Annotated in this window: 10 protein-coding genes; 4 read left to right on the forward strand and 6 right to left on the reverse strand. The window is 71.1% G+C overall.

All coding sequences use genetic code 11. The features are described 5' to 3' along the window. Positions 1-512 precede the first annotated feature (512 nt). Positions 513-2156, forward strand: coding sequence for an alpha/beta fold hydrolase (locus ACIQM4_RS10815; protein WP_401589041.1), 1644 nt, complete (start codon positions 513-515; stop codon positions 2154-2156). A 74-nt stretch (positions 2157-2230) separates the two neighbouring features. On the opposite strand, the gene ACIQM4_RS10820 is transcribed toward ACIQM4_RS10815, so the two are convergent. Continuing rightward, positions 2231-4321: a PhoX family protein gene (locus tag ACIQM4_RS10820; RefSeq protein ID WP_401589043.1), complete on the reverse strand. Its 2091-nt coding sequence runs from the start codon at positions 4319-4321 to the stop codon at positions 2231-2233. A gap of 181 nt (positions 4322-4502) precedes the next feature. After that, entirely contained in the window at positions 4503-6140 is a 1638-nt protein-coding gene (locus ACIQM4_RS10825; protein ID WP_401589046.1) for an MFS transporter, read from the reverse strand. A 201-nt stretch (positions 6141-6341) separates the two neighbouring features. Between ACIQM4_RS10825 and ACIQM4_RS10830 the strand changes: the two genes are divergently transcribed. Further along, the gene (locus tag ACIQM4_RS10830) at positions 6342-7091 is read left to right on the forward strand and encodes a TetR/AcrR family transcriptional regulator C-terminal domain-containing protein (protein WP_401589048.1); all 750 of its coding nucleotides are present in this window, start codon (positions 6342-6344) and stop codon (positions 7089-7091) included. 133 nt (positions 7092-7224) lie between these two features. Here ACIQM4_RS10830 and ACIQM4_RS10835 read toward each other — a convergent pair whose 3' ends face one another. Further along, positions 7225-7572 (reverse strand): DUF6344 domain-containing protein, encoded by a 348-nt coding sequence (locus ACIQM4_RS10835; protein ID WP_401589051.1) that lies wholly within the window; start codon positions 7570-7572, stop codon positions 7225-7227. A gap of 341 nt (positions 7573-7913) precedes the next feature. Between ACIQM4_RS10835 and ACIQM4_RS10840 the strand changes: the two genes are divergently transcribed. Together ACIQM4_RS10840 and metG are read left to right on the forward strand one after the other, a co-directional pair. Beyond that, positions 7914-9395, forward strand: coding sequence for a VWA domain-containing protein (locus ACIQM4_RS10840; protein ID WP_401589053.1), 1482 nt, complete (start codon positions 7914-7916; stop codon positions 9393-9395). 146 nt (positions 9396-9541) lie between these two features. Further along, on the forward strand, positions 9542-11152 hold the full coding sequence (metG, locus tag ACIQM4_RS10845; protein ID WP_401589056.1) for a methionine--tRNA ligase: 1611 nt from the start codon (positions 9542-9544) through the stop codon (positions 11150-11152). 97 nt (positions 11153-11249) lie between these two features. On the opposite strand, the gene ACIQM4_RS10850 is transcribed toward metG, so the two are convergent. From ACIQM4_RS10850 to aspS, 3 genes are all read right to left on the reverse strand, one after another. Beyond that, complete coding sequence (locus ACIQM4_RS10850) at positions 11250-12041, reverse strand: L,D-transpeptidase family protein (RefSeq protein ID WP_401589058.1); 792 nt, start codon at positions 12039-12041, stop codon at positions 11250-11252. Then, positions 12038-12295, reverse strand: a complete 258-nt coding sequence (locus ACIQM4_RS10855) for a hypothetical protein (protein WP_401589061.1) — start codon at positions 12293-12295, stop codon at positions 12038-12040. Before ACIQM4_RS10855 ends, ACIQM4_RS10850 begins: the two co-directional genes overlap by 4 nt. 275 nt (positions 12296-12570) lie before the next feature. After that, positions 12571-14337: an aspartate--tRNA ligase gene (gene aspS / locus ACIQM4_RS10860; protein WP_401589063.1), complete on the reverse strand. Its 1767-nt coding sequence runs from the start codon at positions 14335-14337 to the stop codon at positions 12571-12573. Positions 14338-14403 lie beyond the last annotated feature (66 nt).

Raw genomic sequence — 14403 nt, forward strand, 5'->3', positions numbered from 1 at the left:
ACCACACGGGGGGCCGCCCCGGTGCACGTCGCCCATACGGGGCTCAGCGCATGCGGTCGCGTACGAACACGACCAGCCTGGAGCACCGAGGCCGCAACACAGCGGGACCCGACGACGGCGAGAGGGGCACGCGCAGTGCCGGCAGAAGCGGGACGCAGGACCCAACGCCGTCCGGCACCGGACCGAGCGGCCCTTCTCGCGGTCGGACGGCAGACAGCGACCCCGGACCGCCGGGCGCCGGGCCACCGGGCACCGGGCCACCGGGCACCGGGCCACCGGGCACCGGACCGCCAGACACCGGACCGCCGGGAACGTGACCGCCGGGCACCGGACCGCCGGGACCGTGACCGCCGGACCTCCTCCCACGGGCTACGGACACTGCCCCCGGACCGGTCGGCGTCGCATCGCACGGCCTTCCGCACCGGCGGCGGCCAGTGACCCCGGGCCGCCCCGGGGCGGGCGCCCCGGCAACCACCCCCCTCGCCCAGCGCACGCTGCCCCGCGTTCGACCGGTGGTCCACCGCCCCGGCGCCCCCCGGCCCGCCCGGGTCGTCGTCGGGCTCCTCGGCGCCGTGCTGGTCCTCCTCCTCACCGCGTGCGGTGGCGGTGGCGGGCCCGCCCCCGACGACTCCTCCTCCGCCTCCGCGTCCCGAGCAACCGGCGCTCCCTCCGTGCCCGCGCCCGACGCAGACTGGAAGGACTGTCCGCTGACCGGCCAGCCGGACCGGGAGTGTGCCACGTTCAAGGTGCCGGTGGACGCGGCGAAGCCCGGTTCCGGCACGCTCGACCTGGCCGTCTCCCGGCTTCCCGCCACCGACCGCAAGCGCCGGGTCGGAGTGCTGGTGACGGACCCCGGCGGCCCCGGCCTGCCCGGCCGCTACACCCCGGCCGCCCTGCTCCCGCCCCAGCTCCGCGCCCTCTTCGACATCGTGGGTCTCGACCGGCGCGGCTCGGGTGCCAGCACCCCGGTGGACTGCGGTGAACCGGGCGCCGCGGTCCAGCGGCTCGCGAAGGCCGAAGCCCCGGGCGGTGGTTCCCGTGACGACCTGGGGAAGTCCCTCACCAAGGCGGAACTCACCGCCGTGAGCACCGAGTCGGCCGCCTATGTCACCAAATGCCGCACGAAGTACGGCGAGTTGACTGCCCACCTCGGCACCCGCGACGCCGCGGCCGACCTGGAGTCCCTGCGGCTCGCCCTCGGCGAGGAGAAACTCAGCCTCCTCTTCCTCTCGTACGGCACCCTGCTCGGCCAGGAGTATCTGCGCCTCCACCCCGACCGGGTGCGGGCCGCGGTGCTCGACGGCACCGCGGACCCGGACCGTACCGGCGCCCAGGTCGCCGTCGACGGCGTCCTGGACCTCGAAACGGCCTCCGGTACAGAGGACGAGGAGCCGGCCACCGGCCAGAACGCCGCGAAGCTGCGCTCGTACACCGCCGGTTTCCGCCCCTGGTGCAGCACCTCAGGGCCGGCCGAGTGCGCGCTCGCCCCCGACCCGGTGGCGCCCCTCACGCGCGTCGCCGCCAGGACCCCGGACCTGCTCAAGGCCGCCGAGGCCGTCATGGTGGTGCCGGCCGACTGGCCCGGTTTCAGCAGGGCCGTCGCACAGGCCGCCGCAGGTCTCTCGGCGGGCGCCGACCCGGCGGACGGCGGCACACCCTTCGCCGCCCTGAAGGCGTACGCGGCAAAGGGCTTCCCGAAGGACGTCGCTGCCGCCGCCAAGCCCGTACCGCCCCCGCTCGCCCTCACCCTCGGCAACCACTGCGCGGACTTCTCCTGGCCGCGGGAGGCCGCCGCGCTCCTCACGCAGGTCTCGGCGACCGCCCGGCGGGCCGGCAAGGCGGACAGCGCACCCCAGATCGCCTCCGAGTACGTCCCGTGTGCCGAGTGGCCACGGGCCTCGGGCCCCGCGGGCCCGCTCGGCGCGTTGACCGCGAAGGCCGCCCCGCGCCCGCTGATCGTCAACTCCGCCCAGGACCCGCGCACCCCGCTCGCGGGCGCGCGGGCGGTCGCCGAGCGCCTGCCCGGCGCACTCCTCACGGTGGCCGGCCGCTCCCACGGCGTCACCCTGAACGGCAACCCGTGCGTGAACACCGCCGTGCTCCGCACCCTCACCGGCAACGCCGCGCCCGCCGAAGGCTCCTGCCCGGCGGCCTGAGCCCGGCGACGGCGCCTGGGCCGGGGCGGCCGGGGTCTGCCCCCTGCCGCCCCGGCCCGCCCCCGCAGGACTCCTCACACCCCGATGTCGCGGCCGTCCTTGCGCCAGACCGAGACGACCGCCGGGCGGACCATCTTGCCGGGCCCGTCCGGCCAGGCCGAGAGGGGCTTTTCGACGGTGGCGCCGTCGAGCTCGCCCGGGTGCTGGACCGCGACCAGGACGCGGCGGTCCTGGATCAGCGGGCCGCAGGTCTCGGCCCCCTTGGGGACGGTCAGGAACTGCTTCAGCTCACCGCGCCGCTCACCGGCCGTGGCGACACCGAACAGCCCGTCGTGCGATCCGAGTTGGTTGCCGTCGGTGGAGATCCACAGGTTGCCGTGGTCGTCGAAGGCGACGTTGTCGGGGCAGGAGATCGGGGAGACCTTGTCCTTGGGGAAGCCCGCGAAGTACGTGGCCGGGTCGGCCGGGTCCCCTGCGACCAGGAAGAGGCGCCAGGAGAAGGAGTCGCCCGCCGGGTCGTCCCAGTGCTCGGCGAGTTCGAGGATCTGGCCGTGCTTGTTGAGATTGCGCGGGTTGGCCTCGTCCGCACCGGGCTTGCCTGGCTTGCCGCGGTCGGTGTTGTTGGTGAGGGCGACGTAGACGCGGCCCGTGCGCGGGGAGGGTTCGACGTCCTCCGGGCGGTCCATCTTGGTGGCGCCGACCTTGTCGCCCGCGAGCCGGGTGAAGACGTAGACCTCTTCGGCCGTCATCCCGGGGACGTGTGACTTCGTGCCGGTGGCGAGCGGGATCCAGCTGCCGGTGCCGTCGAACTCACCGTCGGATGGCAGCTTGCCCGTACCGTCGAACTCCGCCGCGGGGGAGTCGCCCGTCAGCTTCGCGACGTACAGGGTGCCCTCGTCCAGGAGCGTGAGGTTGTACTCGCGCGCGGCGCGCGAGTTCCCCTTCTTCATGCGGCGCGAGGAGACGAACTTGTAGAGGTAGTCGAAGCGTTCGTCGTCGCCCATGTAGACGACCGGACGCCCGTCGTCGGTCAGCCGCGGCTGCGCCGCCTCGTGCTTGAAACGGCCGAGCGCGGTGCGCTTGCGCGGGGTCGAGTCGGGGTCGTACGGGTCGAGCTCGACGACCCAGCCGTGCCGGTGCGACTCCTGGGGCTCCTGGGCGATGTCGAAGCGCTTGTCGAACCGTTCCCACTTGCGCTCGGTCGCGCCGACGGTCATGCCGTAACGCTGGTCGGTGGCGCTCTTCGCGTAGTCCGCGTTGGCGAAGTAGCCGTTGCAGTTCTCCTCGCCGTGCAGGGTGGTGCCCCAGGGCGTGGTGCCGCCCGCGCAGTTGGCGAAGGTGCCGAGGACCTTGGTGCCGGTCGGATCGGCGGACGTACGCAGGAACTTGCTGCCCGCCGCCGGGCCCGTCAGCCGCATCGGGGTGGTGGCCGTGATGCGGCGGTTGAGGTGGTGGCGCGGGACGGCGGTCAGACCGGCGCCGCGGCGCATCTCCTCGACCACGACGACGCCCAGGCCGTGCGCCGCCCAGGCGATCTCGACCTGCTCGCGGGTCGGGTTGGCCGGGTCGTAGCCCCGGAACATCAGGACCTCGTCGGTGTACTCGTGGTTGGCGACCAGCACCTGGCGGTCGCCGCCCTCGCCGCGCAGGGGCAGCAGCGAGAGGAAGTCGTTGTTGTAGCCGAACTGGCCCGCCTGCGCCTTCGCGGTCTGCTTGTCCGGGTCGAAGGCCGGTGCGCCGCGCAGGATCGGGTCGCCCCAGCGGATCACCACGTTCTGCTCGTAGCCGGAGGGGATGGTGACCTTGTCGTCCTTGTTGGGCGCGACGGGGGTGAAGCGCAGGCCCTTGGCGCCGGAGGCCTTCGAGCCGCCGCCGTTGCCCTGACCGGTGCCGGGGCGGTTCCGCGCGGACTCCGCGGCGACCGCGTCCGGCGCCCCGCCGACCGCGAGCGCGCCGCCCGCCGTGGCCGCGACCGTGACGACCGCCGCCGCGCGCATCATCGAACGGCGGGACAGCACCCCCGCGATGACGTCACCGACGTACTCGTTGTCGCTGGTGTTGGGGACCTCCTGGAAACAGGCGTCCCCGCAGCGGTATCGGCACGTGAGCGCGGAACGTCCGCCGGCGTGCGGCGACGGGTTGAGCAGCGGCAACAGGGTGCGCACGTCGGTTCCCCTCCGAGGGTGAACGGGTGACAGGTGACAGTGGGTTTCGGCCGTGACACTAGGTGCAGTACGGGGCGCCCCCGGGGCACGTCGGATGAACGGGCGGTGAAGTCCGGCCGACGGAACCCCTGCTGACCGGGCGCGGGCGCCACAGGCCGGGGCGCCCAACCCTCCCGCAGGGTCAATGGGCGGCATCAGCCAGCGGATGTACCGGTGCCTTCTCCTCCTGCTCCCGCCCCGGACCTTGCAACGGCCCCTGCGCCACCTCGTCGGCCGCCGGGCCCTGCGCCGGAACCCCCACCGCCTCGTCGGCCGCCGGATTCATCCCCTTCGGGTCCCGCATCATCAGGAAGGCCACCACCGCGGCTGCCAGCACCCCCGCCGCGCTGATCAGGAACGTCGTCCCCATCCCCGAGGTGAACGCGTCCCGTGCGGTGCCGGCGAGCGTTCCGTCCCCGGTACGGGCCGCCAGGGCCAGCGCCTCGCTGACGGAGTGCCGGGCGGCGGCCGGCGCGGACTCCGGCATGGAGGCCGCGTACGTCGTGGTCAGGATCGAGCCGAGAGCGGCGACGCCCAGGGCCGCGCCCGCCTGCTGGATGGTGTCGTTGAGTGCGGAGCCCACCCCGGCGTGCTCCGTCGGGATGGCGCCCATCAGCGCGGTGATCGCGGCCGGCATCGCCAGTCCGGCACCGGCCCCGATGGCAACCATTCCGGCAGCCAGGAACAGGAAGCCGTCACCGGGCTGCAGCGAGCTGAGGAGCACGAACCCGCCGGCCAGGACGACCAGGCCGACCGCGGCCATCGCCCGGTTGCCGATCCGCCCGCCGAGCGTGGCGCCCAGTCCGTTGAACACAAGGGCGGCGAGCGCCATCGGGATGAAGGACGAACCGGCCTCGGTCGGCGAGTAGCCGAGCACGAACTGGACGTACTGGGTGACCACCAGGAGCAGTCCGCCGTTGCCGACCTGGACGAGGGTGAGGGAGAGGCTGCCGCCGGCGAAATTGCGGTCCCGGAAGAGGCTCAGCGGGACCATCGGCTCGTCGGTCCTCAGTTCCCAGACGACGAAGGCGGTCAGACCGAGGACCGCGACGGCCAGCGGCACCAGGGTGGAGGCGTGGGAGAGCCCGCCCTTCGGCAGTTCGTTGATCGTCCAGACCAGCGCCACCATGCCGAGCACGGAGAGGAGCGCGCCGACCGGGTCGGCCTTCTTCCAGGGCCCCTTGGACTCCGGCATCAGGAGGACGGCGGCGAGGATGGCGAGGACGGCCACCGGCACGTTGATCAGGAAGACCGCGCTCCAGGAGAAGTGCGTGACGAGGGCGCCGCCGAGGACCGGCCCGCCGATCAGGCCGAGCATCGAGACCGAACCCCACACCGCCATCGCCTTGCGCAGTTCGTCGGCGGCGAAGACGTTCATGAGGATGGAGAGAGTCGAGGGCATGACGAGCGCGCCACCGATCCCCATCACCGTACGCGCGGCGATGAGTTGGACCGGGTCGGAGGCGAACGCCCCGGCCAGCGAGGCGAGTCCGAAGAGTGACAGCCCGATCATCATCAGCCGGCGTCGGCCGAACCTGTCGGACAGACTGCCCGAGGTGAGCAGCAGACCGGCGAAGACGAGGATGTAACTCTCCAGCACCCACTGGATGTTCTGCGGCGTGGCGCCCAACTCCTCGGCAAGCGCCGGGACCGCGACGGTCAGCGCCATGTTGTCGATCACCAGCACCAGGGTGGCCAGGCACAGCACCATCAGGATGATCCACCGGCGCGGGTCGCGCACCGAACCTGCTTCTGGCGCAGTGGACTTGGACTCTGTCATGGCCAACCTCCGTGTCACGTTCCCCAGTTGGGAAGGGTGCGTACCGCGTGCTCTCGTTGCGCACACTGTACGCAGTGCGCACGGTGTACGCAAGACGATTACGCCGTACCTCGTTGCGAACGAAGTACGCAGCAGGCAAACGTCGTGCGCTACCGTGGCCGTGGTACGAGCGAGCCGACGCACAGAGGGAGGCCCCCGGTAATGGCCACGAGCGAGAAGTCACCGCAGCCGATCGCATCCGTGTGGGCGCGTCCGCGCGCCAAGCAGCGGGAGCAGCTGAGCCGGGAGCAGATCGTCACGCAGGCGGTACTCCTGCTGGACGCCGACGGCATCGAGTCCTTGAGCATGCGAAAGCTCGGCACCCGTCTGGGCGCCGGCGCGACATCCCTCTACCGGCATGTCGCCAACAAGGACGAGCTCATCGAGCTGGTCGTGGACGAGATCTACGGAGAACTCGAGGTCCCGGCGGTGAGCGGGGAGCTGGGCTGGCGGGAAGCCACTGTCCGCAGTGCGTACAGCGTGCGGTCGATGGCACTTCGCCACCCGTGGATGGCTTCGGTGATGGGTCAGGTGGGCCTGGTCCACCTGGGGCCGAACGTGATGCGCATGACGGAACGGCTGGCCGACATCATCGCGGCGGCCGGGTTCCCCGTCGAGGAGGCCGATCTGGCCCTCAGCGCGGTCTTCTCCTACGTCATCGGGTACGCGACCAGCGAGGCCGCGCAACTGTCGTTGATCGCACGCAGCGGCCTGAGTGAGGCCGAGTGGATCGAGAGCCTGTCCGACGCCTCCGCACGGGCCACGGAAGATCTTCCGCGGCTACGGGAGGGACGGGACAACTACCAGGGCAGGTCTCCCGAACAGATCCGGAACGAGAAGTTCGGCTACGGACTTCAACGTGTCCTGGACGGACTGGAGTTCAGGCTCGGTGCACTTGGTACGGAGGGTTAGGCACTTCGGTCGTACGGAGTACTTGAGGCGTCAGGTCGTACGGAGGACTTGAGGCGTCAGGTCGTACGGAGGACCTGAGGTGTCCGGTCGTACGGGACTCGGTGAGTCCGGGGCAGCCACTCGAACGGGGAGGTCAGGCTGCCGTCTCGTAGTCCGCGCGGACACCCCGGACGCGGTCCAGCGAGGGGACCTGGCGTACCGAGGGGGAGCCGCCGTGCGCCTCGGCCCTGATGCGCTGCTTCATGGTGGGGGGCACGGAGCGCGTCGGCACCTGCGCCGACCAGCGTGCCGAGAGCGGGGCCGTGGCCGGCTGTTCCACCCGTCCGTTGTGGCGCGCGGTCGCCGGGGCCGACGACTGCTGTGCGTCGGAGGAGTTGTCCGCCGTGGCGGCCGGGGCGGTGGCGGCGGCCGGGGCGGTCAGGCCCAGCGTCGCGAGGAGCGCGACAATCGCGCCGATCAGTGCGGTCCACATCGTCTTCATGGCAGAGCTCCTTGAGGAAGGTCGCAACGGAACGTCAGGGACGAATCCGCGATGTCCGGTTGTCGTACATTCCTCATGATGCGGATGAAGCACGAGATGACACGGACCGCCACCCCGATTCGCAGTTCTTCGGACAAACGCCACCCGTGCGGAGCAATTGAGGGCATTTGAGGGCCGGACACGTCGTCCGGAAGCCGCTTCCGGAGCGGCGGAAGCCACTGCTCCGGCCCGGCGGAGAGGGCCGCTAACCTTACGTGTCACCCCTGGTCAGGGATCAATCCCCCCAGTGCGGACATACAACGCACCCCACTCACACCCCACTCACTCGAAAGGCCTCGCCCATGGGCATTCGGAGCTTGCTGCGCAAGGTGTTTGGCGGCCGGACGGAACAGCAGGACGAGTCCTCGGCGGTGTCGTCGTCACCGTCGGTCCCGTCCCAGGCCGGGCGCACGCAGGGGGCGGCCGAACCGGCCGATGCCCAGGCCGCCGAGGGGGCCGAGAGCGGGGAGAAGCCCTCGAACTCGGCCTCGAAGAAGGCGGGTTCCGCCTCCCTGGCGGATGAACTGGTGGCCGAGGCGTTCGACAAGCCGAAGCAGGGGGCCACGTCCAAGAAGGAGTCCGCGGCTTCCGATGCGGACGGTTCCGCCAAGGAGGAGGAAGAGGTGCCCGCGCCGGCCGTGTCCGCCGAGGGCCAGGTTCCGGCCCAGACGGACCGGGACTCGGCGCCCGAGGCGACGGACGCGCCGCTTCCCGCGCCGCACGAGGTTCTTGACGAGCCGTCAACCGCGACCCCGGTCATCCCGGAACAGTCGGAGCCGGAGCCCGAGCCGGAGCCCGAGCCGGAACCGGAGGCCGTAACTGCTGCGCCCGAGCCTGCCGTGGAACCGGAACCGAAGCCGGAGCCGAAGCCCGTGGCTGCCGAGCCGGAGCCGAAGCCCGTGGCTGCCGAGCCGGAGCCGCAGCCCGAGCCCGTGACCGCCGAGCCCGTGACCGCAAAGGCCGAGCCGGAAACCGCCAAGGCCGCTAAGACCGCCAAAGCCGCCAAGGCCGCCAAGGCCGCCAAGGCCGATCCCGTCGCGCCGAAGACCAAGCCGGAAGCCGCCAAGGCCGAGCGGGCGTCCCGGTCCGGCGCCGCCGGGGCCCCGGCACTCACCGCCGCGCAGGTCAAGGCGCGGGCCCCGCAGCTCTCCGCCGCGTACCGCGCAGCCGGCACCGTACTCAAGAAGGCCGAGCTGACCGGGGCGCGTGCCCGGGTGTACCTCGTGCTGGACCGGTCCGGGTCCATGCGTCCGTACTTCAAGGACGGCAGTGCCCAGAAGCTCGGCGAGCGCGCGCTCGCGCTCTCCGCGCACCTCGGTGACACCGGGGAGGTCCCCGTCGTCTTCTTCTCGACCGACATCGACGGCACCGGCACCCTCACCCTCGACGACATCGACGAGGGCTCGGGCAAGGTCGACGCGCTGCACGCCGAGCTCGGCCACATGGGGCGTACGAGCTACCACCGCGCGGTGGAGGAGATCGTCGACCACTACGAGAAGAACAGCGGCGAGTACGAAGGACCCGCACTGGTGATCTTCCAGACGGACGGTGCGCCGGAGGCCAAGGGCGCGGCGACCGCCGCGCTCGCCGAGGCGGCCAGGCTGCCGCTGTTCTGGCAGTTCGTCGCGTTCGGCGAGAGCGACGCGAAGGGCTTCGACTACCTGCGCAAGCTGGACGTCCCGAACGCCGCCTTCTTCCACGCGGGCCCCGAGCCGGCCGGCCTCACCGACGCCGCCCTCTACAAGGGCCTGCTCGCGGGCCCCGCGGAGTGGCTCAAGGGCTGACGCTCCACGACGGGAGTTGCGAAGGGCCGTCCCCCCACCGGGACGGCCCTTCGTACATGCGGGTGAAGGTGCCGCCGCATATGCGGGCGAAGGGGCCGCTGTATATGCGGGTGAAGGGGCTGCCACGCACCACTTAAGATTTCTGCATGGCGGCCACTGGATTCGAGAAGCAGGGGGCGGCGGCGTACTACGTCACGACCCCCATTTACTACGTCAACGACGCTCCTCACCTGGGCCACGCCTATACGACCGTCGCAGGCGACGTGCTCACGCGCTGGCACCGTCAGCGCGGCGAGAAGGTGTGGTTCCTCACCGGCACGGACGAGCACGGTCAGAAGATCCTGCGCACGGCCGAGGCGAACGGGGTCACGCCCCAGGAGTGGTGCGACAAGCTCGTCGAGGAGGCCTGGAAGCCTCTCTGGGAGCACCTGAACATCGCGAACGACGACTTCATCCGCACGACGGAGAAGCGTCACACCGACCGTGTGCAGGAGTTCGTCCAGGACCTCTACGACAAGGACGAGATCTACAAGGGCGGCTACGAGGGCCCCTACTGCGTGGGCTGCGAGGAGTACAAGCTCCCGGGCGACCTCATCGAGGCGGAGGACGGGACGAAGCTCTGTCCCATCCACAAGAAGCCGGTGGAGATCCTCAAGGAGGAGAACTACTTCTTCAAGCTCAGCGAGTACGGCCCGAAGCTGCTGGAGTTCTACGAGGCCAACCCGGGCTTCATCCAGCCCGAGTCCGCTCGCAACGAGGTCGTGAACTTCGTCAAGCAGGGCCTCCAGGACCTGTCGATCTCGCGCTCCACCTTCGACTGGGGCGTCCCCGTGCCGTGGGACGACAAGCACGTCATCTACGTGTGGGTCGACGCCCTGCTGAATTACGCGACGGCCGCCGGCTACGGCTCGGACGAGGAGAAGTTCAAGTCGGTCTTCCCCGCCGACGTCCACCTGGTGGGCAAGGACATCCTGCGCTTCCACGCGGTGATCTGGCCCGCGATGCTGATGGCGCAGGGACTTCCCGTCCCGGGGCGGGTGGCCGCCAACGGCTGGCTGATGGTCGGCGGCGAGAAGATGTCGAAGTCGAACCTGACCGGCATCAAGCCGCAGGACCTCACCTCGCACTTCGGCGTGGACGCCTACCGCTGGTACTTCCTGCGGGCCATCGCCTTCGGCAGCGACGGTTCCTTCTCGTGGGAGGACTTCACCGCCCGCTACACCTCCGAACTGGCCAACGACTACGGCAACCTCGCCTCGCGCGTGGCCGCGATGGTCGGCAAGTACTTCGGCGGCACACTCCCGGAGGCCACCGCCGCGGGTGACGCCGAGCGCGCCGTCCAGGAAGGCCTCGCGAAGGCCGTCGCCGACGCGGACCGGCTCATCGGCGAGGAACTGGACTTCCAGGCCGGCATCCTGGCGATCTTCGACTTCGTGAAGCAGGTCAACGGCTACATCACGGAGCAGGAGCCCTGGAAGGTCGCCAAGGACGACTCGGCGGAAGGACGGGCGCGTCTCGCGACGATCCTCTACACCTCGGCCGAGTCGCTGCGCGCCATGGCCGTCCTGCTGAACGCCGTCATGCCGGAGACGTCCCAGAAGCTGTGGGACTCGCTGGGCGCGGACGCCGCCGGCCTGGGCGCGCTCGCGGACCAGCGCGTCCAGGACGCGGGCGCCTGGGGCCGGCTCCCCGTCGGCGCGACGGTGACGAAGGGCGCGGTGCTGTTCCCGCGCCTGGAGGAGAAGCCGACCGCGTGATCCGCTGACGCGGTACGCGCGAGGGGGCCCGGGGTCGTGTCGACCCCGGGCCCCCTCGCGTGACCGGTCGGTTCACGTCACGTGACGAGGCGCCCGGTCACTTCGCCAGGTCCGTCGTCGGCCCCATCACCACCACCGGTTTCTTCGCCGGGTCGAGCGCCTGGAGCAGCTCCTTCATCGCCTCGCGCTTGAGGGCGACGCAGCCGGAGGTGGGGGTGGTGTGCTCGACGTGGAGCCAGATGCCGCCGCCCCTGTCCGCGCCCAGCGGACGGCCCCAGTCGAGGGGGTTGTGCCCCGCGCGGCGGTTGTAGTTGATCGCGACGACGTAGTCGAAGGAGCCCCTGAGGGACTGACCGGAGGCGTCCGTGCGGTTGATCCGGTAACCGCGCCCGTGGTCGTAGGGGAGTCTGGTGCCGGGGTCGGGGAGCAGTCCGCCCGCGTCGGTGAGGCCGAAGACGCCGATCGGTGAACGCAGGTCGCCCTGGACATGGTGGTCGGTCCAGCCGCGCCGCGCGTTCTGCGCGGACCAGGAGCGGGCGGTTCGCCAACCGTGGGCGGTCTTCTCGTAGAGGACCGCCCCGGCGTCGGTGGAGTCGCGGTCCTTGCCGGTGACGACCAGGGCCTGCCGGGTGTCCTTGCCGATCTCGCCGCGGGTACGGGGGCCGAGGCCGGGCAGCTCGGCGGGAAGGACGGCCCGCGGGTGCGCGCTCCGCGGTTCGGCCGCATTCCCGTCCGCACCGCCCGGTACCTGCGCAGCCTGCCGGGTCGGTCCGGGGCCCGGGGCCTTGCCGGGTCCGCCGCAGGCGCTGGGCGCGACGGCGAGCGCGACGACGGCGCACGCCGCGGCGCGCATCCGGTGACGGCGGGCGGTGGCCCGGGGGGTGTTCACTGGCTGTCCTTCGTCGCGTCGGTCTGCCGGCGGCCGGGCGGACCCGCGGCCTGGATGCCCGGGGTCTTCCCGTGGATGTCGAGGTTCTGCGCGTCGAGAACCGCGCGGGCCTCCTCCACCCGGTACGGGAGCGGGGCCGCGAGGCACGCCGCGGCCCGCGGACGGCGCTCCCCGCGCGGCGCGCCGCCGGTCGTCCCGGCCGTCGACGACGGCCGGGTGCCGCGGGGCAGCGCCCCCGCGGCGGTGGTCCTCAACAGATCCTCCAGGTCCAGGCCCGCGCACGCATCCGGAACACACCCCGTCTCCCGATCCCTCGCCGTCACCGGGGCCCCTGTCGCTGCCGTGCAATGCCGTGCTCCTGTCGCTCATCCGCGGGCCGCCCGCACCCGCGGATCACGCCGGGGGACCGATCGGGTTGTCCCGGACAGGAAGAAGGGTCCGGACACCTTTCGGTTCCCGGACCCTTCGTACATATGCGCACAAAAGCGCCCCCGGCCGTACGGGCGGGGGCGCTCTCGGGTGCGGAGACCTACTTCTCGACCGGCTTGCGCAGCTGGATGTTCAGCTCGCGCAGCCGGGTCTCGTCCAGGACGGTCGGGGCGCCCATCATGAGGTCCTGGGCGTTGCCGTTGAGCGGGAAGGCGATCGTCTCGCGGATGTTCGGCTCGTCGGCGAGGAGCATCACGATGCGGTCGACGCCGGGGGCGATGCCACCGTGCGGCGGGGCCCCGAGGCGGAAGGCGCGCAGCATGCCCGCAAACTCGTGCTCGACGGTCTCCCGGTCGTAACCGGCGATCTCGAAGGCCTTGAGCATCAGCTCGGGCTCGTGATTGCGGATCGCGCCCGACGACAGCTCGATGCCGTTGCAGACGATGTCGTACTGGAAGGCCAGGATGTCCAGCGGGTCCTTCTCCTCCAGGTCGGCCAGGCCGCCCTGGGGCATCGAGAAGGGGTTGTGCGAGAAGTCGATCTTGCCGGTCTCCTCGTCCTTCTCGTACATCGGGAAGTCGACGATCCAGCAGAACCGGAATACGCCCTCCTCGAAGTGCCCGGCCCGCTTGGCGGCCTCGACCCGCACCGCCGACATGATCTTGGAGACCTCGTCGAACTCGCCCGCGCCGAAGAAGATCGCGTGGCCGGGCAGCAGGGAGAGCCGGTCGGTCAGCGCCTTGACGTCGTCCTCGGTGAGGAACTTCGCGATCGGGCCCGACAGCTGGCCGTCCTCACCGACCCGGACCCAGGCCAGACCCTTCGCGCCCTGCTCGACCGCGTAGTCGCCCAGGCCGTCGAAGAACTTGCGGGACTGACCCGCCGTGTCCGGGACGGGCAGCGCGCGGACGTGCTTGCCGGCGAACGCCTTGAAGCCGGACCCGGCGAAGACGTCCGTGACGTCCACGAGCTCCAGCTTGGCGCGCAGGTCGGGCTTGTCGTTGCCGTACTTCAGCATCGACTCGCGGAACGGGATGCGCGGGAACGGAGAGGTGACCTCGCGCCCGCCGCCGAACTCGGTGAACAGCTCGGTCATCAGCTTCTCGATCGGCTGGAAGACGTCCTCCTGCTCGACGAAGGACATCTCCACGTCGAGCTGGTAGAACTCGCCCGGCGAGCGGTCCGCGCGGGCGTCCTCGTCGCGGAAGCACGGCGCGATCTGGAAGTAGCGGTCGAAGCCCGAGATCATCAGCAGCTGCTTGAACTGCTGCGGCGCCTGCGGCAGCGCGTAGAACTTGCCCGGGTTCAGCCGGGAGGGCACCACGAAGTCACGGGCGCCCTCGGGGGAGGTCGCGGTGAGGATCGGGGTGGCCATCTCGTTGAAGCCCAGCGCGACCATCTTCGAACGGATCGAGGCGATGACCGAGGAGCGCAGCATGATGTTGCGGTGCATGCGCTCGCGGCGCAGGTCGAGGAAGCGGTACTCCAGGCGCCGCTCCTCGTTGACGCCGTCCTCGGCGTTGATGGTGAAGGGGAGCGGGTTGGCGGCGCCCAGCACCTCGATCTCGGTCACCTCGATCTCCACCTCACCGGTGGGGAGCTCGGGGTTGACGTTGTCCGCGCCACGGGCGGAGACCTTGCCGTCGACGCGGACGACGGTCTCCTTGGTCAGCTTCGCGAGGGCCTCGTTGGCGGGGGTGCCGGGGCGGGCGACGAGCTGGACCAGACCGTAGTGGTCACGCAGGTCGATGAAGAGGATGCCGCCCAGGTCTCGGCGATTGTGCAGCCAGCCGCTCAGCCGGACGTCGGCGCCGACGTCGGTGGCGCGGAGCTCGCCGCACGTGTGGGACCTGTACCGATGCTGCATCGTTCATCCAATTCTTCGCGAGATTCTTCGCGAGACAGGCGGGAATCAACTTCCTCCAAGGCTACC

Origin of the sequence: Streptomyces sp. NPDC091272 (assembly GCF_044757485.1) — a bacterium.
GTDB lineage: Bacteria > Actinomycetota > Actinomycetes > Streptomycetales > Streptomycetaceae > Streptomyces.